This is a genomic window from Streptomyces sp., from assembly GCF_035644915.1.
GTDB lineage: Bacteria > Actinomycetota > Actinomycetes > Streptomycetales > Streptomycetaceae > Streptomyces.
Genome location: NZ_DASQNP010000176.1, coordinates 1 through 22644, shown reverse-complemented (window position 1 = coordinate 22644; position 22644 = coordinate 1). Strand labels below are relative to the sequence as shown.

Sequence of the window (22644 nt, the reverse complement as noted above, 5' to 3'; positions counted from 1 at the left end):
CGCCCCGCGCACCGTCCCTCCCTCGGTGCGCGGGGCGGTCGCGTCGGGGGCGGACCCGCACACCGCGCCGGTACGTGCCCGGCCGGGCACGTACCGGCCGGGCGTCCCCGCAGTCTGTTGCCGCCCGGCACCGACCGGCATACCTTCCGGTCATGGAGCTGGAGTTGCGCCATCTGAAGATCATCAGAGCCATCGACGAGGCCGGAAGCCTCACGCGGGCGGCCACCGCACTGGGCCTGGCCCAGTCGGCGCTCAGCGGACAGCTCAAGCGCATCGAGAGGGCCCTGGGCGGCGCCCTCTTCGAGAGGGACCGCGCCGGCGCCCGCCCCACCCCCCTCGGCGAGCTGGTGCTGCACCGCGCACGGGTGCTGCTGCCCGCCATGCGCGAACTGCACGAGGAGGCCACGCGGTTCACCAATTCCCTGGAGGACATCCAGCGTTTCCGGCTGGGCGGCACCCACGGCCCGCTGCTGGGCGGCCTCCTCGACCGGCTCGCCGGTCTGTATCCCACCACCCCCGTCTCCACCCTCACCACCTGGTCGATCGAGGAACTCGGCGGACTGGTGGCCGCCGGACGGCTGGACTTCGCCCTCGCCGGGGTCTGCGGGGAGAGCACCCCGCCCGCCGCGGACCAGCTCGTGTGGCGCGCCGTCGGCCGGGACCCGGTCTTCGTCCTCCTCGGCGAGGACCACCCGCTCGCCGGGGAGGGAGAACTGCACCTGTCCCAACTGGCGCGGGAGAAGTGGGTCTTCGCCCCCGGCGACGGCTGCTTCGGGGACTGCTTCGCCGCCGCCTGCGCCCGGGCGGGCTTCACCCCGGTCCCCGCCTACGAGGCGGACACCTCCTCCTGCATCCACCTGGTCCAGGTGGGCCGGGCGGTGGGGCTGTGCCGGGCCACCTTTCCCCCCGTCCCCGGGGTGGTGACCACGCCCCTGGCCGACACCCCCCTGGTCTGGCGGCACCTCCTCGGCTGGCACCCCGACGCCCCCGCCGCCGGGGCCGCGCCCTCGGTGCTGCTGCACGCCCGCTCGGTCCACGAGGAGGCCGCCCACCGCAACCCCCGGTACGCCCGGTGGCTCTCGGAACACGAGGGGTTCGGCACCCCCGCGTGACCCCGCGGAACCCCCCGCCCGGACGCCCGCCCTGCCGATCCATCGCACCGTGAGAGGGTCAACGTGACAGGTACACGCCCTTTTCGGGGCCCGTTAACGTAGCGCTCATCCCTCATCCCCCCACCATGAGGAGACATCGATGCGCCACAGCCGTGGTCTGATCACCGGCTCCGTCCTGGCGGCCTCCGCCCTCGCGCTGACCGCCCTCCCCTCCATCGCCGGGGCAGCCCCCCAGTCCCCCGCCGACACCCTCACCGCCGAAGCCGCCCGCGCCGCCGAGGAGATGCCCGCCGGGGCCCTGAAGGCCATGCAGCGCGACTTCGGCATATCCGCCGCCGAGGCCCGGGAACGCGTCGCCGGCGAGTACCGCGCCGGACAGCTCGCCCCCGTCCTCCGCAAGGACCTCGCGGGCAGCTACGCCGGCGCCTGGACCACGGGGGCCACCGCCACCCTGGTCGTCGCCACCACCGACCGCGCCGAGGCCGACACCATCACCGCCGCCGGCGCCAAGGCCAGAGTCGTCGAGCACAGCCTGCGCGACCTGGACGCCGCCAAGGCCGCCCTGGACAGAGCCGCGAAGAAGAACGACACCACCGCCGCCCCGGTGTGGTACGTCGACGTCCGCACCAACAGCGTCGTCGTCCACGCCTCCGACCCCGCCAAGGCCCGCTCCTTCGTCGAGGCCAGCGGCGCCGACAGCGACCTGGTACGGGTGGTGAAGTCCGCCGAGAAGCCGCGGACGTACTACGACCTGCGCGGCGGCGAGGCGTACTACATCAACAACTCCGGCCGCTGCTCGATCGGCTTCTCCGTCACCAGGGGCAGCCAGCAGGGCTTCGTCACCGCCGGCCACTGCGGACGCACCGGCAGCTCCACGACCGGCTACAACCGGGTGGCCCAGGGCACCTTCCAGGGCTCCAGCTTCCCCGGCAACGACTACGCCTGGGTCGCCACCAACAGCAACTGGACCGCCACCCCCTACGTGCGGGGCTCCGGCGGCGCCAACGTGACCGTCGCCGGCTCCACCCAGGCCCCCGTCGGCTCCTCCATCTGCCGCTCCGGCTCCACCACCGGCTGGCACTGCGGCACCATCCAGCAGCACAACACCAGCGTCACCTACCCGCAGGGGACCGTCAGCGGAGTGACCCGGACCACCGTGTGCGCCGAGCCCGGCGACTCCGGCGGCTCCTACATCTCCGGCAACCAGGCGCAGGGCGTGACCTCCGGCGGCTCCGGCAACTGCTCCTCCGGCGGCACCACGTACTACCAGCCGGTCAACGAGATCCTGTCGGTCTACGGCCTGACCCTCAGGAGGTAGGCCCCCGGGCGTTTCCCACCCCTCCAGGAGCCGCCGCCCGGTCCGGCCGGGCGGCGGCTCCGCCGCGCCGGGGCCCGCCCCGTCACGGGCGGGCGCCGTGCGCAGGGGCGATCTCCTCGATCCGGCGCGCCAGCCGCACGTCCAGCCCGGTCACCCTCCCGCCCACGCTGTGGGTGTTCACCGACACCCCCAGCGTGTTGTAGCCGAGGAGCAGATCGGCGTGGTGGTCCAACTCCTCCTGGATCTGCGAGACGTGGATCACCATGGCCGCGGCCTGGAAGTGCCCGGCGAAGGAGTAGCTGCGCCTGAGCACGTCCCGCTCCCGGTCCCACTCCCAGCCGGGCAGCTCCGCCAGGGCGCCGTCGATCTCCTCCGGACTCAGGGGTTCGGGTGTCATGACAGGATTCTCACTTCCGGTAGACGACCCGCTCAGCCTAGGGTCGCGGGCATGGGATCTGTGGCAGCCGACGCGAGCACCGGAGTGGGTCCCCTGCTGCGGCACTGGCGGGAGCGTTCCGGACTGAGCCAGTTGGAGCTGGCCCTGCGGGCCGACTCCTCCGCCCGGCACATCAGCTTCATCGAAACCGGACGGTCCCGGCCCAGCCCGGAGATGGTGCTGCGCCTGGCCGAGCACCTGGCCGTGCCCGTACGGGAGCGCAACGCCCTGCTGACGGCCGCCGGGTACGCCCCGCACTACCCGGAGACCCCCGTGGACGATCCCGCGATGGCCTCCCTGCGCGACAGTCTGGAGCGGATGCTGACGGCCTACGAGCCCTACCCCGCCCTGGTGGTCAACGGCCACTACGAGGTCCAGGCCGCCAACCGCGGCATCGCCGCCCTCCTGGAGGGCGTGGCCGGGCACCTGCTGCGTCCCCCGCTGAACGCCATGCGCGTCACCCTCCACCCCGAGGGCCTGGCCCCGCGCATCCGCAACTTCCACGAGTGGCGCGAGCACCTGCTGGAGCAGATGCAGCGGCAGCTCGCGCTGCTGCGGTCGGCGCCGCTGCGCGAGCTGTACGAGGAGGTCGCCGCCTATCCGCCGCCCGAGGGCGGCACCGAGCGGCGCGGCGGCGGGACCTCCTTCGCCCTGCCGATGGTGCTCGACCACCGGGGGCGGACGCTGGCGTTCTTCTCCACGATCGCCACGTTCAACACGCCCATGGACGTGACCGTCTCCGAGCTGGCCATCGAGACCTTCGTCCCGGCCGACCCGGAGACGGCCGCCGTGCTGCCGACCCTCCTCCCGTAGCCCCCCGGGGGGCCAGGCGGCCCGGAGGACGGCGCGCAGCGTCAGGTGCCGGCCGGCCGCGAAGGCGGCGACCACCACCGCCCGGAGCGGGATCCACACCCACCCCGCCGTGGTCGGGTCCAGCGGGCCGGAGACCAGGGCCGCGGCGCTCGCCAGCGCCCACAGCAGGTTGCCCTCGACCACGATGCGCGCCCCGAGGGCGGGCGGGTGGGCGCGGCCCGCCGCCACCCCGACCCCACGCCGTACAGCAGCAGGAAGGCGCCGAGGCCGGCCAGCAGCCCGGTGTCCACCCCGAGCAGCCGGCCGAGCGGGCCGGACAGGACGAGGTAGGCCAGCCCGTTGACGCCGGTGACGGCCGCGTCCAGGGCGAGGAGACGGCGCAGCCGCACCAGGGGGCCGGCGGAGCCGGAACGGATGGTGCCGGGGGTGCCGAGCGAGGCTGCGGACATGGTGGGTCAGCCTCCGTCGGGTCGGGCGCGAAGGTGGTACGCGCTGGCCGGGGCCGGGTTCCGGCCGGAGTGCGCCGGCCGGAGCCCGGTGTCCTCCACCCTGTCGGCAGCTCGCGCCGGGGTCGATTACCGCCGGGGTAATCGCGCCCCCACGGCCGTCTTCCATTCGTATGCTTGGCACACTATTTCTATTCGGTCGGCTGTCATCGGAGCCGGGCGGACAGGTGGGCGGGGCGCGCGTCAGCGGAGGGTGGCGCGGGCCGGGAGGGAGGCGGTGGGTGCCGGGGCGGCCTCCGCCTCGTTCAACCAGCGGCGCAGCACGTGGTGGATCCGTTCGGCGCCGACCAGTTCGCCGTCCTCGTCCGGCCGGGAGAGCTGGAGGGGGTGGAGGAGGAACGCCCGGGACTGCTCGCCGCCGAGGCCGCCGTGGGAGCCGATCTGCTCCTCGAAGGCGTGGACGGCGCCGGTGGCCGGGTCGAGGGCGGAGTTGACCATGATGTCGGCGGCGTGCGGGAAGCCCGCGGTGCGCCGTACGGCGTCCGCCGCGCGCGGCCCGTAGGGCTCCAGCGGGTCGCGGCCGATGACCTCGCCGGTGGCCAGGCGGTGTTCGCTGCCCTGGGCGCCGAGCACCACCGGCCCGTGGCGTTCGCTGTGGACCAGCAGGAAGCCGATGCCGGGGTGGTCGGCGAGGGTGCGCAGCAGGGCGGGGTGGCGCTCGTCGATCCGCTCGCGGCCGGCGCGTCCGGGGATGTCCGGGAAGGAGACCAGTCCCAGGTTGCCCGAGCCCAGGACCACCGGCCCGGGGCCGGTCACCCGGTGCGGTTCGGCGCCGGGCCCGTGCTCGGGCCGGTGCAGGGCGGCGCGGGCGGCGGCGCGGGCCTCGGTTCCCCCGGCCGACCGCCGGGCCCGCCGGGAGACGGGCAGCCCGCACGCGGAGCGCACCAGGTCCTCCAGGGTGAGGCCGTAGCGCGCGGCGAAGGGTTCGCCGGGGCTCTGCCCGTGGTCGGAGAGCAGCACCAGGCGGTAGGGGCGGGGGGCCCGCCGGGCGACCTCGGCGATCATCGCCACGGCCCGGTCGAGCCGCCGCAGCACCTGGTGGGTGTCGCGGCCGCGGGGGCCGGAGTGGTGGGCCACCTCGTCGTAGGCGACCAGGTCGGCGTAGACGGCGGTCCGTCCGCTGAGGATGTCGCCGATGACGGCGGCCACCACCACGTCCCGTTCGACGACGGTGGCGAAGGCCCGGACGAACGGGTAGAGCCCGCCGCGCGACACCCGGGGCCGCTCCCCGCGGAGTCTGGCCCGGGTGGACTGGACGATCTCGCGGACGACCTCGGCGGCGAAGGAGACGGCGGTGCGGGTGGCGTTGGCCGGGTCGGAGAAGTACGCGAAGTAGCCGGCGCGGGACCGGTTGTGCCGGCCGCGCCGGGCGGAGACGGACAGCACCAGGGCGGCCTGGGCGGCGCCGCCGCTGAAGAGGTTGCCGCGGCTGGCGCCGTCGTGGGCGAGCAGCCCGGGGTGGCCGCTGCGGGCGGCGGCGCGGCGCTGGAGTTCGGCGGCGCTGCTGGGCCGGTTGCTGACCATCACCTCGCCGGTCTCCTTCTCGTACCAGCGGAAGGCGGGCACGTCCTCGTTGGAGCCGTGGAGGATGCCGAGCTGGCTGGCGCCGGTCTGGCTGGACCAGTCGGTGTGCCACGGCACGAGGCGGTGGGTGTCGCGGCACATGGCGGCGACGGTGGGCATCAGCGGCTCGTCGCCGGCGACGGCGTCGCGCAGCACGTCGTGGCCGACGCCGTCGAGCTGGAGGAAGACGGTGCCGGGGGTGGTGGGCATCTCCCGGCGGCCGGAGCGCCGCCAGCGGCGGTCGGCGAGCCGGGCCAGGCGCCGCCGGTACGCCCGGTCGTCGTGGACGGCCAGGAAGGCGTTGGCCGCCGAGGAGGCCGCGGACATCGCCGCGGCGACCACGACGGCGGTCTCGGGGTCGGCCTCGCCCCTGCCGTCGGGGAGGAGGCTGAGCGCTATCCACAGCAGCGACCCGTTGAGGAAGAACACCAGCAGGCCCAGCACCAGGGCGGGCACCAGCAGCAGCGCCCGGACCAGCAGGGGCCACACCAGGGCGCTGAGCAGGCCGAAGGCGCCGGCCCCCAGCGCGGCGGTGATCCCGATGGCGGTGGCGGTGTCGCCGTCGGCGGACTGGAGCCGGAAGTCGGGCAGCACCCCGGCCAGCACCAGCATGGTGAGGGTGCTCACCGCCCACACGACCAGCACGCGCAGCACCGCGCCGCCCGCTCTTCGCCAGGCTGCCATCCGCACGCCGTCCCGCCTTCCCGTGTACGAGTCCGTGGAGGGGTTATGGGGTTCCGTGTACGCGCCGTCGTCCGCCGCCGGGCGCGACCGCCGGTCCGGACGCGGGCCCGGTGTCGGGAACCGTCCCGGTTGCGGCGGCACGTTCCACTTTTCCACAGTGCGTCACCCCTTCGGGGGCGTGTCCGGCGCCGGGCCTCAAGGTTCCCGGGCGGGGCGGACGGGCTCGGCGGACGGACGGGGCGGACGGCGGAAAGGATGAGAGGATCGGTGCGGGGACGGGGCGAGCGGACGGAAGGAGAGTCCGGGTGCCGGTGGAGATCACGTGGTGGGGGCATGCCACGGCGACCGTGCGGGACTCCGGCGTCACGGTGCTGACCGACCCGCTGCTCGTGCGGCGGCTGGCCCATCTGCGCAGACGGCGCGGGGAGTTGCCGCCCGACTCGGTGGCGCGCGCGGACGCGGTGGTGATCTCCCACCTGCACGCCGACCACCTGCACCTGCGGTCCCTGGCGCGGCTCGTGCCGGGCACGCGGGTGCTGGTGCCGCGCGGCGCGCTCGCCGCGGTGGCGGGACTGCGGCGGCTGGCGCGCCGGCTGCGGATCGAGGAGGTCGGTGTGGGCGACCGGGTGCGGGTCGGGGAGGTGGCCGTCCGCGCGGTGCCCGCGGCGCACGACGGGCGCAGACTGCCGTACGGGCCGCGCCGGGCGCCCGCGCTGGGCTACGTGGTCGAGGGCGAGGCCCGGACGTACTTCGCCGGGGACACGGGACTGTTCGACTCCATGGCGGAGGACGTGGGCGAGGTGGACGTGGCGCTGCTGCCCGTCGGCGGCTGGGGGCCGTACCTGGGCGACGGCCACCTGGACGCCCGGCGGGCCGCCGAGGCGCTGGCCAGACTGAGGGCGGCCTGCGCGGTGCCGGTGCACTACGGCACGTACTGGCCGATCGGCATGGACGCCGTCCGGCCGCACGAGTTCCACTCCCCGGGCGACGAGTTCGTCCGGCTGGCGGCGCGGGCGGCGCCCTCGGCGGCGGTGCACCGGCTGGGGCACGGCGAGCGCATACGACTGGGGGACCTGGGGTGATCGACGCGCTGCTCGCCGCGGTGCGGGAGCTTCCGGCGCAGGTGGTACCCGGGGCGGCGGGCTATCCATCGCTGTTCCTGCTGGTGGTGTTCGGCTCGCTGGTGCCGGTGGTCCCGACGGGCGCGGTGGTCAGCGGCGCGGCGGTGGTGGCCTTCCACAGCAGTCCTCCGGCGCTGCCGCTGCTGCTGGTGTTCGCCGTGGCGGCGCTGGCCGCGTTCCTCGGCGACCTCGGGCTGTACTGGCTCGGCCGGCGCGGGGAGCGGTCGAGGATCGGCGCGCGCTGGCTGGAGTGGCTGCGCTCGCGGGCCGAGCCGGAGCGGCTGGAGGCCGCCCGCCGGAAGCTGGAGGAGCACGGCGTGACGGTGCTGGTGGTCTCCCGACTGCTGCCGGCGGGACGGATTCCGGTGATGGTCGCCTGCCTCCTGTCGCGGATGCCGGTGCACCGGTTCGTGCGCGGCGACGCGCCGGCCTGTCTGGCGTGGACGGTGACCTACCAGCTCATCGGTGTGCTGGGCGGCTCGCTGTTCCCCGAGCCCTGGGAGGGGGTGGCCGCGGCGGTCGGGCTGACGCTGCTGATCGGTGCGGTGCCGCCCGCGTGGCGGCGGCTGCGTCCCGCTCACGCCTCCCGGTAGCCCGGCGGGTCCGGCGGGCCACCGGGAGACGCGGGCGGGCCCCTCAGTCCAGCACCTTCGAGGCCCCGATCGGCAGGTCCCACAGGTCCTCGCGGGGGCGGCCCGCCGCCGCCCAGGCCACCCGTACCCGGGTCAGCGGTTCCAGCGGGGGCTCGGCCGAGAGCAGGAAGGTGGCCCAGTGCATGGGGGCCATGCGCTTCGCGCCCAGGTCCCGGCAGGCGGCGACGGCCTCCTCGGGGTCGGTGTGCACGGGGCGGAGCATCCAGCGCGGGGCGTACGCGCCGATCGGCAGGAGGGCGAGGTCGATGCCGGGGTAGCGGCGGCCGATCTCGGCGAACCAGTGGCCGTACCCGGTGTCGCCCGCGAAGTAGACCCGCTGCCCGTGGCGGTCGGTGAGCACCCAGCCGCCCCACAGCGAGCGGCAGGTGTCGGCCAGGCCGCGCCGGGACCAGTGGTGGGCGGGGACGAAGTCGAAGCGCACGGTGCCGCCGCCCGGCGAGGGCAGTTCGGCCGCCTCCCACCAGTCCAGTTCGGTGACGGTGGTGAAGCGGCGGCGCCGGCACCAGGCGCCGAGTCCGGCGGGCACGAACAGCGGGGTGTCGCGCGGCAGCCGCTTGAGGGTGGGCAGGTCGAGGTGGTCGTAGTGGTTGTGGGAGATGACCACGGCGTCGACGGGCGGCAGGTCCTCCCAGGGGACGCCGACGGGGGTGACCCGGGCGGGGGTGCCCAGGATTCTGCGGGACCACACGGGGTCGGTCAGGACGGTGAGGCCGCCGATGCGCACCACCCAGCTCGCGTGCCCGGCCCAGGTGACGGCGACCGTGTCGGCGCCGACCCGCGGCAGGGGCCCCGGCTCGTGGGGCAGCAGGGGGATCTCGCGCAGCGACTCGGGGGTGGGGCGCATGCTGCCCTCGCGGACTATCCGCGCCATCGACCGTATGCCGGGCAGCGGGTCGGTGAGGCGGTCGACGAACGAGCGCGGCCAGGTGCGCCGCTCGCCGACCGGCCGGGGAGCGGGGAGGACGGGGGCCGGCGGGACGTCGGGGGCGTCGAGGGGGCCCAGGGGGTCCAGGGGAGCGGGGGCGCCGAGAGGGGCGGGGGCGGGATTCTCGGTCCGTTCGGTCATGCGCGGTTCCCATCTGTGTCCGAGAACTTCACGGGGTGCACCGCCACCGGGTCACCCGGCCGTCAGCTCGGTCAGAGCCGACGTCACTTCCGTCAACGTCCCGGTGGTGTCCGGCTGTTCCACCGGGACGGGGGCGACGGGAGGAGCGTCGGGGCCGGGAGGGGCGGCGGAGTCGGAGGGGGCTGTGACGGACGCGGCGCCCGGGGAGACGCCGCGGGTCAGCACATCGGTTGACAGCCGTACCCGCAGGGCCCGGGGGTCGTCGCCGAAACGGTGGCCGCCCAGGGCGTACGGGCCCAGCCGCCGGACCAGTTCGGCCTCCAGCCGGGGGGCGTCCACGATGCCGCGGGCGGCCAGGCCGGGGCGCAGCGCCTCGAAGTCGGGGTACAGGTGCCGTCCGGCGTGCGGCGGGCGGCACACCGCGCCGACGCCGGTCAGGGCGTGGTGGAGGGCGGTGGCGAGCGTGCCGCGTGCGCGGTTGACGGCGGCCCGGCGGTCGCGCAGCCACCGCGGTTCGCCGAGGACCTCGGCGGCGGCCGCGGCCGCCGGGCCGTCCAGGCGGGCGCGCAGGGCGGCCAGGGCGGCGCGCATCCTCTCGCCCAGGGCCCGGCCGCGCCCGGTGGCGGGGAGGCGGGCGACGCCCGCGCGGACGCCGGACGCGGGGGCGTACTCCGGGTCGGCGCCGAGGTCGACGAGCACCACGGCGGAGTCGCCGGGCGTGCCGGACGCGCCGCCGTCCGCACCGCCGTCCGCGAGCGGGCCGGTGCGGTGCAGGATCTCGGCGGGGCTGACGACGACCGTGTCGTGGCGGGGATCGTGGGAGGCGTCGCGCAGGCTCTCGTCGCTGACGACCAGCAGCCCCTCCTGCGCGGCGGCCTCGCACACCTCGTGCAGCAGCTCGGGCGGCGCGGCGGTCCCGGTGAGGTCGTCGGCCACGGACAGCACCAGCACCCGCGGGTCGCCACCGTCGGCGCGGGCCCGGCCCACGGTCTCCAGCAGCGCGAAGGGGTCCGGCACCCCGCCGCACTCGGCCGGTACGGGCACGGGGTGCACCGGCCGGTCCAGCAGCCGGGCCTGCGCGGCGTGCCAGGCGGCGCCGGGCCGCGGCAGCACCACCCCGCCACCGCCGCCCTCCCCGCCGGTGGCGGCGAGGAGCGCCAGGAGCAGCAGGGGCGCGGTGGGGGCCGCCACCACCTGGTCGGGCGCGGTGGGCAGGCCGCGCCGCCGCCAGTAGCCGCAGGCCGCCTCGGCCACGGCGCCCGGTGCCGACGGGCCGGGCCCGGACGCGGCACCGGGCGGGGGGTCGGCCGGGGGATCGGACAGGGGGGTGTGGGTGTCCGGTTGGGTCTGCCGCATCCGTGCCTCCGCCGGTGTCGTCGGTGTCCTGGGGGTCGTCCCCGGTCCTCCCCGGGTCTCCTCCGCCCCGCCGGAGCGGTCCGGTCGCCGGGCGGTGCGGTGCGCGGCCGTCACGGCCGCTGCCGGAACCGCTGGAGCTCCTGCTCTATGCCGTGCCCCCGGGTGCGCACCAGGGCCCGCGCCAGGTCGGACAGCTTGCGGTTGGTGTGCTGCGAGATCCTGCGCAGCAGGGCGAACGCCTCCTCCGCGTCGCAGCCGAGCACGTACATCACGATGCCGCAGGCCTGGTCGACGACGGGTCTGCTGCGCAGCGCCTCCTCCAGTTGCTCCACCTCCGCCAGCGCCTCGTGGTAGCGCAGGTCGCGGACGAGCCCGGTGGCGGCCAGGTCGCCCAGCAGCGCCGCCGAGCCGTGCACGGTCTCCTGCAGGGGGCGGGGGCGGAACGCGAAGACGGTGAGGGTGAGCGTCAGGTCGTCGCGGCGGTAGGGCAGGGTGGCGCTGGCGCGCAGGCCCATGTCGAGGGCGCTGGCGCGGAACCGCGGCCAGCGGTCCTCCCGCAGCAGGTCGTCGGCCCCGGCGGGGCGGCCGGTGAGGAGGGCCTGCGGGACGGGGCCGTCCCCGGTCTCCCACTGGACGGCCACCAGCACGGACAGGTCCGGATGGGTGACGGCGGCGGGTGCCCCGGAGCGGGTGCCGCCGGTGTGGACGGTGGCGGTGGCGCCGCAGCAGCCGGGGGTGCACCGGACGGCCTGTTCGGCCAGTCGGGCGAGGCTCCGGGCGGACGAGGCGACGTCGAGCACCGGCTCCGGCCGCTCCGGGGCGGACTCGAACGGAATCGCTTCGCAACGGTCCGGCATGGTGGCGCTCTGTCCTTTCCCCGGGCTCCGGTTGGGGTCGCTGGACGTCCGGTCCCGAGAGACCGGCTGCCCCGCGCGGCGGCCGGGAAACGGCCCGGTGGATCACGCCGCCCCGGACGGTCCCCACCGTCCCCGACCTGGGCGGCCCGCCGCCCTGCCGTCACTTTCTCGACGAAGGGTGACGAGTCACACGTTTCCGCGTGACCAACGAGACCTCCGGCGGCCGGCGGGTTACGTTGTGGCCATGGCGCAGGCGGAGGAGTTCGGAGCCGAGCTGGCGGACTTCCGCCGACGGGTGGAGGAGCTGCGGTCGGCGCGGGCCCTGCCGGACGCGGAGCAGCTCCCCGCCCTGGACGCCGCCCTCTTCGAGCTCCAGCACGTGGCCGAGGTGCTCTGGCCGCGCTACGAGGAGCTGGCCGCCGAACGGCACCAGGGCGGCCGGGGGGAGCACCGCGAGCACCAGTTGCTGCGCACCCTGTTCCAGCGGCTGCCGGTGGCGGTGGCCCTGTTGGACCGGGACGGGGTGGTGCGGCGGTTCAACTTCGCCGCGACCCAGTTGTTCGGGGTCCGCGCCGGGTACGCCACCGGGCGGTCGCTGACCGGTTCGCTGGCCCACGACTCCCGGGCGGTCTTCCGCTCGCAGGTGGCGGCGGTGGCCCGGGGCGAGGGCGACCGCAGCCTGGTCGTCCACCTGCTGCGCCCGCCGGAGCGCGGGCGGCGCGCCAGCGGGGAGCTGCGGGCCACGCTGACCGCGCTGCGGCCCCCGGGCGAGCCGCGCACGGTCGTGCTCGCCGTCTTCCAGCGGGGCGCCGCCGTCGCGCCGGGGCCCGTGGCGCCCGACACCCCGGTGGTGCTGCACGCCGCGCCCCACCCGGACCTGACCGAGGCCACCCGCAACGCCGAGCTGCTGGACCTGCTGGACGAGATGACGGCGGCCCTGATCCTGGCGGACTCCCCCAAGGACGTGCCGCAGCGGGCGGCCGACGTGCTCTACGGGCGGTTCGCGGACTGGGTGGTGATCGACGTCGTCGTGCCCGGCGGCCTGCGGCGGGCCGCCGTGCTCGCCTCGGCCGGACGGGTGCGGGACGCGGTCGCCGAGCAGAACCCGGCCTCCTGCCCGATGGTCGTGGACGCGATACGGCACGGCGGCGAGACCCTGCGGGTGCACCCCGACGATCCCGAGGCCTTCGGCCGGGACGCCACCGGCGCCCCCGTGCTGGTCCGGGCCGAGGTCAGCTCCCTGCTGTGCGTGCCGCTGGCCGACGGCCGGGGGGGTCCGGCGCTCGGCGCGCTGACGCTGCTGCGCACCGGGGGGCGCCGGGCCTTCGAACTGGCGGAGGCCGGCGTCGTGGACCGGATCGCCCGGCACATCGCCCTGGCGCTGCGCGGCCTGTGACGCGGCCTTCGGCAGCGGTCCCGGTCTCCGGCGGTCCCGGCCCCCGGCGGCGGGCGGCCCGTGACGACCGCGGGAGCCGCGGCCCCGCGGCCCGCGGCTCCCGTCCGGCGGGCCTCTCCGGTCCCCCGGTCCTCCGGCCCTCCGGTCTCCCCGGTCGTGTCGGTCGTGCTGTCCGTGCCTCCCCGGCCCTGTGTGCGTCCGGCCCCGCGCCGGCCCGTACCCGTGTCCGTGGTCGGTCCGCGCCTCCTCAGGCCGCCTGCGAGCCGGCGTAGGCCTGCTCCTGCTCCCGCTCCTGGTCCGCCTCGACCTCGGCGTGGAGGCGGTTGCAGGTGCGGCTGATCAGCCGGGAGACGTGCATCTGGGAGATGCCGAGCTGCTCGGCGATCCGGCTCTGGGTCATGTCGCAGAAGAAGCGCAGGTAGAGGATCTTGCGCTCGCGCTCGGGCAGCTTGCGCAGCCGGGGCTTGAGCGACTCCCGGTAGACGACGAGGTCGAATCCGGGCTCGGAGCTGCCGAGCGTGTCGACGAGGGCGTAGCCGTCGTCGGCGCCGGGCAGTTCGGCGTCCAGCGAGAGGGTGCTGTAGCTCTCCAGGGCCTCGGAGCCGATCCGCACCTCCTCCTCGGTCAGGCCGCTGTGTTCGGCTATCTCCTTGATCCCGGGGGTGCGGCCGTCGAGCGAGTGGCTGAGCTGGCGGCTGGAGGCGCGCACGCGGTTGCGCAGCTCCTGCACCCGGCGCGGTACGTGCAGGCCCCACATGTGGTCGCGGAAGTGCCGTTTGATCTCGCCGACGATGGTCGGCACGGCGAAGCTCTCGAACGCGCTGCCGCGCGCGGGGTCGTAGCGGGTGACCGCCTTCACCAGGCCGAGGGCCGCCACCTGCTCCAGGTCCTCCAGGGACTCTCCGCGGTTGCGGAAGTGCCGGGCCAGCCGCTCGGCCATGGGCATCCAGGCCCGTACGATCTGCTGCCGCAGCTCGTCGCGCTCCGGGCCGTCAGGAAGCTCGGCGATGCGCTGGAACTCGGCGGTGGTGTCAGGGGCGTCGTCGTGCGGGTGCCGCGCGTGCTTGGCTCGTGCTCGTACGGGGGTCATGTGCGGTCTCTCCCGAACTGTGGACTGGGCTGTGGGGGATACCGCGGGAGACGGGCACAGGCCGGGCCGAGGCTCGAACACCCGGGGCGGGGATCCACACCGCTCCCGCGGATGTGCCTGCGGTCCGAAGCACGAGGGTTCGGATGCCCGGGCCCCACCCCTTCAAACGATGTTTTTCCCACCGGCACCCGGATACCCGGCCCGCGCACCACCCGGCATGCGAAGGGCACCCGAGATGACCGAGTACGGTTACTTCCTGGCCAGTGAGGACCACGCTCCGAAAGCGCTGGTCGAGCAGGCCCGGATGGCCGAACAGGCCGGATTCACCTCCCTGTGGATCTCCGACCACTACCACCCCTGGAACGACGTCCAGGGACACAGTCCGTTCGTGTGGTCCGTCATCGGCGCGATCTCCCAGGCGACCTCGCTGCCCGTGCAGACCGCGGTCACCTGTCCCACCATCCGCACCCACCCGGCGGTGGTCGCCCAGGCCGCGGCCACCAGCGCCCTGCTGCTGGAGGGCCGCTTCCGGCTGGGCGTGGGCACCGGGGAGGCGCTGAACGAGCACATCCTGGGAGGCCCCTGGCCGCAGGCCTCGGTCCGGATGGAGATGTTGGAGGAGGCCATCGGGATCATCCGGCAACTGCTGACCGGGAAGCAGGTCAGCCACCGCGGCAGGCACTACACGGTGGAGAACGCCCGCCTGTACGACGTGCCCGACGAGCCGGTCCCGATCGACGTCTCCGGGTTCGGCCCGGCCGCGATCGAGCTGGCCGGGCGGGTCGGCGACGGCTTCATCACCACGATGCCGGACGTGGAGGGGCTGGAGCGCTTCCGCCGCAGCGGCGGGGGACGCGGCTCCGGGCAGGGCCCCGCCTTCGCCGGGACCAAGGTCTGCTACGCCGCCGACCGCGACGAGGCCGTCCGCACGGTCCACCACCGGTGGCCGAACATGTTCCTGCCCGGCGAGCTGGGGCAGATCCTCCCCACCCCCGCCCACTTCGAACAGGCGTCCGAGCTGGTGACCGTGGAGACGGTGGCCGGGTCCGGGCTGCCGTGCGGCGCCGACCCCGAGGAGCACGTCCGCGCCCTGAAGGAGTTCGCCGACGCCGGGTTCGACGTGGTGCACGTCAACCAGATCGGTCCGGACCTCCAGGGGTTCTTCGACTTCTACCGGACCAAGGTCCTGCCCCAGCTCAGCGGTTGAAGCCCAGCGGTTGAGAGGAGCCATTCCCAGATGAGCCAGAAGGTGTCCGACCACGTGCTCTACCGACTGCGCCAGTGGGGGGTGAAGCACGTCTTCGGCTACCCGGGCGACGGCATCAACGGGCTGCTCGCCGCCTGGCAGCGCGCGGGGAACCGGCCGCGGTTCATCCAGTCCCGGCACGAGGAGATGTCCGCCTTCGAGGCCGTGGGCTACGCCAAGTTCAGCGGCCGGGTCGGCGTGTGCGCCGCCACCTCCGGCCCCGGGGCGATCCACCTGCTGAACGGCCTGTACGACGCCAAGCTCGACCACGTGCCGGTCGTGGCGGTCGTCGGCCAGACCGACCGCAGCGCCGTCGGGGGCTCCTACCAGCAGGAGGTCGACCTCCACAGCCTCTTCCAGGACGTGGCCTCCGAGTACGTGGAGACCGTCACCGTCCCCCAGCAGCTCCCCAACGTCCTGGACCGGGCGGTCCGCACCGCCTACGCCCGGCGCTGCCCCACCGCCGTGATCATCCCCGCGGACGTGCAGGAGCTGGCGTACGAGGCGCCGGGCCACGCGTTCAAGATGGTGCCCTCCAGCCTCGACCGCAGCGACTGGACGGCCGTGCCCTCCGACGAGGCGCTCCGGCGCGCCGCGGAGATCCTCAACGCGGGCGAGCGGGTGGCGGTGCTGATCGGCCAGGGCGCCGCCGGGGCGCGCGCCGAGGTGGAGCAGGTCGCCGACACCCTCGGCGCCGGCGTGGCCAAGGCGCTGCTGGGCAAGGACGCCCTGCCCGACACGCTGCCGTACGTCACCGGCTCCATCGGGCTGCTGGGCACCCGCCCCAGCTACGAGATGATGCGCGACTGCGACACGCTGCTGACGATCGGCTCCAGCTTCCCCTACACCCAGTTCCTGCCGGAGTACGGGCAGGCACGGGCGGTGCAGATCGACATCGACCCGCACATGGTCGGCATGCGCTACCCGTACGACGTGAACCTCGTCGGCGACGCCCGCGCCACGCTGCGCAGGCTGCTGCCGATGCTGCGCCGCAAGGAGGACCGCTCCTGGCGGGAGCGGATCGCCGCGTCGGTGGAGCGCTGGTGGCAGGTGATGGAGCGGCAGGCGTCGCTCTCCTCCGACCCGGTCAACCCGCAGTACGTGGCGCACTGCCTGGACCCGCTGCTGCCCGAGGACGCGATCGTCACCGCCGACTCGGGCTCGGCCACCAACTGGTACGCCCGCCACATCCGGATGCGCGGCACCATGCGCGGCTCGCTGTCGGGGACGCTGGCCACCATGGGCTGCGGGGTGCCGTACGCCATCGGCGCGAAGTTCGCCCACCCCGACCGCCCGGTGGTCGCGCTGGTGGGCGACGGGGCCATGCAGATGAACGGGCTGGCCGAGCTGATCACCGCCGCCAAGTACCGCTCGCTGTGGCGGGACCCGCGGCTGGTGGTGGGGGTGTGGAACAACCGGGACCTCAACCAGGTCACCTGGGAGATGCGCTCGATGACCGGGTCGCCGCAGTTCCTGCCCTCGCAGCAGCTCCCCGACGTGTCCTACGCCGGATTCGCCGCCTCGCTGGGGCTGACGGGCGTCCGGGTGGAGCGGCCGGAGGACGTCGAGGACGGCTGGCGGCGGGCGCTGGAGGCCGACGGTCCGGCGGTCGTGGAGTTCCTGACCGACCCGGCGATGCCGCCGATCCCGCCGCACGCCACCTGGGAGCAGATGGAGGCGACCCTGACGGCGATCCTCAAGGGCGACTCCGACCGCTACGCGGTGATCGCGCAGGGGCTGAAGGCGAAGGCGCAGGAGTTCCTGCCGGGCGGCGTCGGCGCGGGCCGGGGCCGGAACGGGGGCTGACGGCCCACGCCGTCCACGGACGGGGGTGTGGAGAGGGTGCGGCTCTCCACACCCCCTTTTTTCCGCTTTCCGCGCCTTCTCCCCGCGTCCCGGTGCGCCCCGGTGGCCCCGGAGCGGGGCGGGGTCCGGCGCGGTCAGTCCACGCGGTCAGTCCAGCAGGGCGGTGAATCCGCCGGTGCGGGCGAGGCGTTCGAGGTCGTCCAGCGCCCGGCGGGCGCGGTCGGCCGCCTCCGGGTCCCGCTCGGCCAGGCCCTCGGCCTCGAACTCGTCCTCGTCCAGGCGCAGCACGGCGGACCGGTCGGGCGAGACCCACAGGTCCAGCTCCAGGTCCCAGGTGGTCAGCGTGTCCGCCGCCACGCGGGCCGGGCGGGTGATGTCGCAGTACCAGCCCTTGAGCCGGCCGTCCGCGGCGCGCACCTCCTTCACCGAGAACCAGCGGTCGCGCCAGTAGTGCTCGGTGAACACGTCGCCGCTCTCGAACCGCACGAAGCCGAAGTCCCGCACCGGCGGCCCGGCCCAGGGGGCCCGGACCACCGCGTGGACGCCGTCGTCGCGTTCCACGGTCGCCGGGTAACGCACCTGCCGGTCACGGGACTTGAGCAGGACGACGGTCACCGTGCGGCCCGGCGCCAGGGTGGCCGTGGGGTGGGTGTGGTGGGCGTTCATGGGAGCACCCTGCCCTGCCGCGCGGGGCGGGCGCACCCCGGTTTCCGGCGGCGGTCGCCCGGCCCCGGAAACCGCGTCCGGCCCGTGCGCCCGCCGCGGGGGCACCGGCCGGACGCGGTCCGGTACGGGCGCGGATCAGCGCGGGCGCTCCTCCTCCCCGGCGCCCTGCTCCTCCCCGCTCTCCGGGCCGTCCGGCCGTGCGGAGCGCGGCCTGGTGCCGCCGAGGGGACCGGCGGGCGGAACCCTGGGCGGGGTCGCGGGCGTCGCCGGCTCCTCGCCGGGCAGCAGGTCGGCGGCCGAGGGACGCTCGTCGCCGTCCCTCCCGCCGTGCTTCCCGTGCCGTTCCCGGTCGTCGTGGTCGGTCCTGTCGTTCCTGCGGTCGCTCATGGGCCCCGCGTACCCGGGGGCGGTCCGCCCTAACGGCTCCCGGACCCGACGGCTCCCGGAGCGGGCCCGGTACGGAGCGGCTCCGGGCACGGTCCCTGACTCCCGTGCCCGGAGCCGTCTCACTCCCCCACAGGGCCGCTCGCTCGGCCGCGGTCCGGGTGCCCTCGCCGGTGGGGGGCAAACACCCCGGCCGGGCTTTTCCTCTCGCCGCGTCCGGCCCGCTCCCGCCCGCCGCTCACTCCGTCCGCGCCCGGGCGCCCTCCCTGGTGCGGCCCGCCGAGACCGCGCGGTCGGGGTGGCGCCGCAGGTACTCGTCCTCCAACTGCCGGGTGCGCCGGGTGTGTGCCCGGAGGGCGTCGGACGAGCCGTGCAGGAAGGTGTCGTGCCGGGTGCGGTGCAAGGACTCCAGTTCCTCCAGCAGTTCGCTCTCGGACAGCTTCTCCGGGTCGATCCCCATCTCCCGTCCCATGCGCCGGTGACCTCCTTCGTCGTCGTTCTCCGGTGGGTGTCCTCTGTGGTGTCTTCGTGGTGTCTTCAGTGGTGTCCTCGGCGACGTCTTCAGTGGTGTCCTCGGTGGTGTCCCGTCGCCGTCTTGTCGTCGCTCCGTGTCGTTTGCACCGGTTCGGGTACCCGAAACTCGCGCCTTTCAAGGAGGGAGCCCATGGAACTCGGATTCCTCAGCCCGATCTTCGAGCGGCCCGGCCCCTGGGCCTCGGTCTACTTCGAGACCCCGTTGGCGACCGAGGACGCGGCCGCCCGCCACGGACTCAGCGCCCGTGAGGCGTGCGAGCAGTTGAAGAGCCAGGGAGCCGACGACCGCACCTGCCGGGCGGTGTACGACGCCCTCGTCGCGCTGCCGCGCACTGCGCGGCCGGCGGGGCGCGCGCTGTTCGCCACCGGGGGCGAGGTGGTGCTCGACCCGGCCCTGGCCGCGCCGCCGCCCGGCGGCCCACAGGTCTTCTGGGGCCCGCTGCCCCACACCACTCCGCTGCTGGACCTCATGGACACGGCGCCGACCTGTCTGGTGGCGCGCATCGACCGCACCGGAGCGGACCTGGAGCTGCACGGTCCGTTCGGCTCGCGCGAGGTGGGCCAGGTCCAGGGCGAGGAGGGTCCGCTGCACATGACCCCGTCCGACTCCTGGAACGAGCGGCACTTCCAGAACTCGGTGGAGAACACCTGGGACCGCAACGCCGCGATCATCGCGGAGGCCCTGCGCACCCACCGCAAGGAGACCGGCGCCGAACTGGTGGTGCTGGCCGGGGACGGCCGCGAGTGCCACGCCGTGCAGGACCGGCTGGCCCCCGAGGTGCGGCAGGCGTCCGTCCTCGCCCGGCACGGGGTGCGCGGCGCGGGCCGCAACCAGGCCAGGAGCGAGCAGATGCTGGCCGAGGAGGTGGAGGCCGCCCGGGCCGGGTACGTGCACCGGCACACCGCCGAGGTCATGGAGCGGTTCCAGGCCAGGCGGGTGCCGACCGACGACGGCCGGGTGGGAGCCGCCGAGGGCGTTCCGGCGCTCGTCGACGCGGCCCGCGAGCACCGCATCGCCGCGCTGCTGGTCCGCCCGGACGGCCCCGACCTGCACCGCGAGGTGTGGGTCGGCGAGGGCCCGGACCAGGTGGCGGTGCGCCGCAGCGACGTCCAGTACCTGGGCGACACCCACCCCGTCAGCGCCCGCGCCGACGACGCGCTGCTGCGGGCGGCGGTGGCGACCGGCGCCGAGGTGATCTCCGTGCGGCCGATCGCGGACGAGCCGGACACCCCCGACGGACTGCCGGTGGGCGGGCTCGGCGCGCTGTTGCGCTGGCCGTACGGCGGGCCCCCGGCGGAGGGTTCGACGGGCGGCGCGGCCCCGGCGTAGGGCCCGCGGCACCCCCACCAGGGTCCACATGGCGGAATGCTATTGCTCGTATGGCGAGACTCGCCGGTACGGTACGCGCATGCCCGAAGCCGATGCCGTGTACGCCCACGGCCACCACGAGTCCGTCCTGCGCTCCCACCGGTGGCGTACCGCCGCCAACTCCGCCGCCCACCTCCTGGGCGCCCTGGCACCGGGGATGTCGGTGCTGGACGTGGGGTGCGGCCCGGGCACCATCACCGCCGACCTGGCCGCCCTGGTGGCGCCCGGGGAGGTGACGGGGGTGGACACCGCCGAGGACGTCCTGGCCGAGGCGCGGGCGACCGCCGCCGCCCGCGGCCTGGCCGACGTCCGCTTCCTGCGGGCCGACGTCCTCGCCCTGGACTTCCCCGACGCCTCCTTCGACGTCGTCCACGCCCACCAGGTGCTCCAGCACGTCGGCGACCCGGTGGCCGCGCTGCGCGAGATGCGCCGGGTGTGCCGCCCGGGCGGGGTGGTCGCGGCCCGGGACGCCGACTTCGCGGCGATGGCCTGGTACCCGGAGGTGCCCGGTCTGGAGGACTGGCGGCGGCTGTACCACCGGGTGGCCCGGACCGCCGGCGGCGAGCCGGACGCGGGCCGCAGGCTGCTGTCCTGGGCCCGCCGCGCGGGCCTCACCGACGTCACCGCCACCGCGAGCGCCTGGTGCTTCTCCGGCGACACCGACCGCGCCTGGTGGAGCGGCTTGTGGGCGGAGCGCACGGTCGCCTCCGCCTACGCGTCCCTCGCCGTCGGGGGCGGGCACGCGGACCGGGAGGAGCTGGAGCGCCTCGCCGCCGCCTGGCGTGCGTGGGGGGCGCGGGAGGACGGGTGGTTCGCCGTGCCGCACGGCGAGATCCTGTGCCGGGTCTGAAGGCCGGGCCCGAAGGCCAGGTCTGAATCCTGTGCCGGGTCCGGGGCCGCGGGCGTCGGGGCCGTGCGCGGCAGGGCCCGCGGGGCGCGCCTGACACCGTGCGCGCCCCCAACTAGGCTCGCTCGCATGGACATTCTGGGGACTTCGCTGCGCGTGTGTGTCGACGACCTCGACGCGGCGGTGGGCGTGTACGAGCGGCTCACCGGCGCCGAGGCCATGCGGTTCCGGCAGGGCCCGGTCTCGGCGGCGGCGGTCGGCCCCTTCCTGCTGCTGAGCGGCCCGCCCGGCCCGATGGAGATCCTGAGCAAGGTCACCGCCACCCTGGCGGTGCGGGACGTGGACGAGGCCGTGGCCGACCTCAGGGCGGTCGGCGCCCAGATCATCGCCGGCCCCCAGCCCTCCCCCCTGGGCCGGAACCTGGTGGCCCGTCACCCCGACGGCACGGTCTTCGAGTACGTCGACCGCCGGGGGACGGGCCAGGAGACGGGCCGGGACCGGTAGGCCGCCGCCGGCCCGCCCGGCCCGGCGTCAGGAGACGTCGATGACGATCTTCCCCCGGGCGTGGCCGGACCGGCTGAGCCGCCACGCCTCGGCGGCCTCCTCCAGCGGCACCGCCCGGTCCACGCCGACCGTCAGCTTCCCGGCGTCGGCGAGGTCGGCCAGCGCGGTGAGGTCGTCCCGGTCGGGCCGTACGAACAGGTAGCGCCCGCCCTTGTCCACCACCCCGTGGTCGACGATGGACAGCACCCGGGAGGGGTCCCGCAGCACCTGCCGCGAGACCTCGACCGCGTCGCCGCCGACGAAGTCCAGCGCCGCGTCCACCCCGTCGGGCGCCAGCGTGCGGACCCGGTCCGCCAGCCCCTCGCCGTACGCCACCGGCTCGGCGCCCAGCTCCCGCAGGAAGGCGTGGTTGCGCTCGCCGGCGGTGCCGATGACCCGGGCGCCGCGGGCGGCCGCGATCTGCACGGCGAGCGAGCCGACGCCGCCGGAGGCGGCGTGGACCAGCACGGTGTCGCCCTCGCCGACGCCGAGGCGCTCCAGGGACTGGTACGCGGTGAGCCCGGCCAGCGGCAGCCCCGCCGCCTGCCGCCAGCTCAGCGCGGCGGGCTTGCGGGCCAGGGTGCGCACCGGCGCGGCGACCAGCTCCGCGTAGGTGCCGTGCTGGGCCCAGTCCTTGCGGACGTATCCGATCACCTCGTCGCCGGGGGCGAACTCGCCCGCGTCCGCGCCGACGCTCTCCACGACGCCCGCCACGTCCCAGCCGGGGACCAGCGGGAAGTGCGCGTCGAGGATCGCGTCCAGGTATCCCGCCCCGATCTTCCAGTCGACCGGGTTCACCCCGGCGGCCTTCACCCGGACCAGCACCGAGTCGGGCCCGACCTTGGGATCGGGGAGGTCCAGGAGGGTCAGGTCGTCCGGTCCGCCGTACTTCTCCAGTGCGATTGCCTTCATGGCCGCTACAACTCCCCCGGTGGAGGCGGTCATTCCTGCCGCCGGCCCGTGCGGGCCGCCCGGCGCGGCCCGCTACGGAATCCCCGGGTCGGCCGGACGGGGGACGGCGACGGCGACGGCCGCCGCGTAGCCCTCCGGGGCCGGGACGTCGGTGAGGGTCCAGCCGGGGACCTCCGCGGGCACCGCGAGGCTGCCGACGTAGGTGGTGCCGGGGTCCTCGCCCAGGCCGGCGCCGGTGCCCTTGAGGTACGCCTCCTTCCGGGTCCAGCAGCGGGCGAACGCCACCGGGCGGTCGGCGGTCGGCAGCGCGCCGATCTCGGCGCGCTCGCGCGGGTGGAGGACGCCGACGGTCTGGGCGACGGTCGC

General features: G+C 75.5%; 23 protein-coding genes. 11 read left to right on the top strand and 12 right to left on the bottom strand.

Annotation, left to right across the window (positions count from 1 at the left end):
- Positions 1-152: 152 nt before the first annotated feature.
- The gene (locus tag VE546_RS19625; protein ID WP_324924124.1) at positions 153-1112 is read left to right on the top strand and encodes a LysR family transcriptional regulator; all 960 of its coding nucleotides are present in this window, start codon (positions 153-155) and stop codon (positions 1110-1112) included.
- A gap of 139 nt (positions 1113-1251) precedes the next feature.
- Positions 1252-2430 (top strand): S1 family peptidase, encoded by a 1179-nt coding sequence (locus VE546_RS19620; protein ID WP_324924122.1) that lies wholly within the window; start codon positions 1252-1254, stop codon positions 2428-2430.
- An 82-nt stretch (positions 2431-2512) separates the two neighbouring features.
- On the opposite strand, the gene VE546_RS19615 is transcribed toward VE546_RS19620, so the two are convergent.
- Positions 2513-2827 (bottom strand): 4a-hydroxytetrahydrobiopterin dehydratase, encoded by a 315-nt coding sequence (locus tag VE546_RS19615; RefSeq protein WP_324924135.1) that lies wholly within the window; start codon positions 2825-2827, stop codon positions 2513-2515.
- A 51-nt stretch (positions 2828-2878) separates the two neighbouring features.
- On the opposite strand from VE546_RS19615, the gene VE546_RS19610 reads away from it, so the two are divergent.
- Positions 2879-3679, top strand: coding sequence for a helix-turn-helix transcriptional regulator (locus VE546_RS19610; RefSeq protein WP_324924120.1), 801 nt, complete (start codon positions 2879-2881; stop codon positions 3677-3679).
- Positions 3680-3720: 41 nt separating this feature from the next.
- Here the strand turns inward: VE546_RS19610 and VE546_RS19605 are convergent, their stop codons facing one another.
- Positions 3721-4128 (bottom strand): hypothetical protein, encoded by a 408-nt coding sequence (locus VE546_RS19605; protein WP_414720528.1) that lies wholly within the window; start codon positions 4126-4128, stop codon positions 3721-3723.
- Positions 4129-4368: 240 nt separating this feature from the next.
- The gene (locus VE546_RS19600; protein ID WP_324924118.1) at positions 4369-6432 is read right to left on the bottom strand and encodes a phage holin family protein; all 2064 of its coding nucleotides are present in this window, start codon (positions 6430-6432) and stop codon (positions 4369-4371) included.
- A gap of 305 nt (positions 6433-6737) precedes the next feature.
- Here VE546_RS19600 and VE546_RS19595 point away from each other — a divergent pair, with 305 nt between their 5' ends.
- Complete coding sequence (locus VE546_RS19595) at positions 6738-7514, top strand: MBL fold metallo-hydrolase (RefSeq protein ID WP_324924116.1); 777 nt, start codon at positions 6738-6740, stop codon at positions 7512-7514.
- The gene (locus VE546_RS19590; protein WP_324924114.1) at positions 7511-8146 is read left to right on the top strand and encodes a DedA family protein; all 636 of its coding nucleotides are present in this window, start codon (positions 7511-7513) and stop codon (positions 8144-8146) included. The genes VE546_RS19595 and VE546_RS19590 overlap by 4 nt, the downstream gene beginning before the upstream one ends.
- A gap of 43 nt (positions 8147-8189) precedes the next feature.
- On the opposite strand, the gene VE546_RS19585 is transcribed toward VE546_RS19590, so the two are convergent.
- From VE546_RS19585 to VE546_RS19575, 3 genes are all read right to left on the bottom strand, one after another.
- Complete coding sequence (locus tag VE546_RS19585; protein WP_324924112.1) at positions 8190-9272, bottom strand: MBL fold metallo-hydrolase; 1083 nt, start codon at positions 9270-9272, stop codon at positions 8190-8192.
- A gap of 51 nt (positions 9273-9323) precedes the next feature.
- Complete coding sequence (locus VE546_RS19580; protein ID WP_324924111.1) at positions 9324-10628, bottom strand: aminotransferase class I/II-fold pyridoxal phosphate-dependent enzyme; 1305 nt, start codon at positions 10626-10628, stop codon at positions 9324-9326.
- Positions 10629-10738: 110 nt separating this feature from the next.
- Positions 10739-11485 carry a GAF and ANTAR domain-containing protein gene (locus tag VE546_RS19575; protein WP_324924109.1) on the bottom strand — a complete coding sequence of 249 codons (747 nt, stop codon included), beginning with the start codon at positions 11483-11485 and terminating at the stop codon, positions 10739-10741.
- 244 nt (positions 11486-11729) lie between these two features.
- On the opposite strand from VE546_RS19575, the gene VE546_RS19570 reads away from it, so the two are divergent.
- Positions 11730-12881, top strand: a complete 1152-nt coding sequence (locus tag VE546_RS19570) for a PAS domain-containing protein (protein WP_324924107.1) — start codon at positions 11730-11732, stop codon at positions 12879-12881.
- A 247-nt stretch (positions 12882-13128) separates the two neighbouring features.
- Here VE546_RS19570 and VE546_RS19565 read toward each other — a convergent pair whose 3' ends face one another.
- Positions 13129-13971: a SigB/SigF/SigG family RNA polymerase sigma factor gene (locus VE546_RS19565; RefSeq protein ID WP_324924105.1), complete on the bottom strand. Its 843-nt coding sequence runs from the start codon at positions 13969-13971 to the stop codon at positions 13129-13131.
- 235 nt (positions 13972-14206) lie between these two features.
- Here VE546_RS19565 and VE546_RS19560 point away from each other — a divergent pair, with 235 nt between their 5' ends.
- Positions 14207-15178 (top strand): TIGR03557 family F420-dependent LLM class oxidoreductase, encoded by a 972-nt coding sequence (locus tag VE546_RS19560; protein WP_324924103.1) that lies wholly within the window; start codon positions 14207-14209, stop codon positions 15176-15178.
- A gap of 30 nt (positions 15179-15208) precedes the next feature.
- On the top strand, positions 15209-17023 hold the full coding sequence (locus VE546_RS19555) for a thiamine pyrophosphate-requiring protein (RefSeq protein WP_324924101.1): 1815 nt from the start codon (positions 15209-15211) through the stop codon (positions 17021-17023).
- 147 nt (positions 17024-17170) lie between these two features.
- On the opposite strand, the gene VE546_RS19550 is transcribed toward VE546_RS19555, so the two are convergent.
- The 3 genes from VE546_RS19550 to VE546_RS19540 all read right to left on the bottom strand — a co-directional run bounded on the left by VE546_RS19550 (position 17171) and on the right by VE546_RS19540 (position 18545).
- Positions 17171-17689, bottom strand: coding sequence for a DUF402 domain-containing protein (locus VE546_RS19550; protein WP_324924099.1), 519 nt, complete (start codon positions 17687-17689; stop codon positions 17171-17173).
- Between the two features lie 135 nt (positions 17690-17824).
- Complete coding sequence (locus VE546_RS19545; protein ID WP_324924097.1) at positions 17825-18076, bottom strand: hypothetical protein; 252 nt, start codon at positions 18074-18076, stop codon at positions 17825-17827.
- 235 nt (positions 18077-18311) lie between these two features.
- Positions 18312-18545 carry a DUF6158 family protein gene (locus VE546_RS19540; protein ID WP_324924095.1) on the bottom strand — a complete coding sequence of 78 codons (234 nt, stop codon included), beginning with the start codon at positions 18543-18545 and terminating at the stop codon, positions 18312-18314.
- A 192-nt stretch (positions 18546-18737) separates the two neighbouring features.
- On the opposite strand from VE546_RS19540, the gene VE546_RS19535 reads away from it, so the two are divergent.
- From VE546_RS19535 to VE546_RS19525, 3 genes are all read left to right on the top strand, one after another.
- Positions 18738-19937 (top strand): hypothetical protein, encoded by a 1200-nt coding sequence (locus VE546_RS19535; protein WP_324924093.1) that lies wholly within the window; start codon positions 18738-18740, stop codon positions 19935-19937.
- Between the two features lie 79 nt (positions 19938-20016).
- Positions 20017-20826 (top strand): methyltransferase domain-containing protein, encoded by an 810-nt coding sequence (locus VE546_RS19530; RefSeq protein WP_324924091.1) that lies wholly within the window; start codon positions 20017-20019, stop codon positions 20824-20826.
- A 126-nt stretch (positions 20827-20952) separates the two neighbouring features.
- Positions 20953-21327, top strand: coding sequence for a VOC family protein (locus tag VE546_RS19525; protein WP_324924089.1), 375 nt, complete (start codon positions 20953-20955; stop codon positions 21325-21327).
- Between the two features lie 27 nt (positions 21328-21354).
- Here the strand turns inward: VE546_RS19525 and VE546_RS19520 are convergent, their stop codons facing one another.
- Positions 21355-22278 (bottom strand): NADP-dependent oxidoreductase, encoded by a 924-nt coding sequence (locus tag VE546_RS19520; protein WP_324924087.1) that lies wholly within the window; start codon positions 22276-22278, stop codon positions 21355-21357.
- A gap of 72 nt (positions 22279-22350) precedes the next feature.
- Positions 22351-22644: 4'-phosphopantetheinyl transferase family protein (locus tag VE546_RS19515; RefSeq protein WP_324924085.1), on the bottom strand; the 294-nt coding region annotated here is incomplete at its 5' end.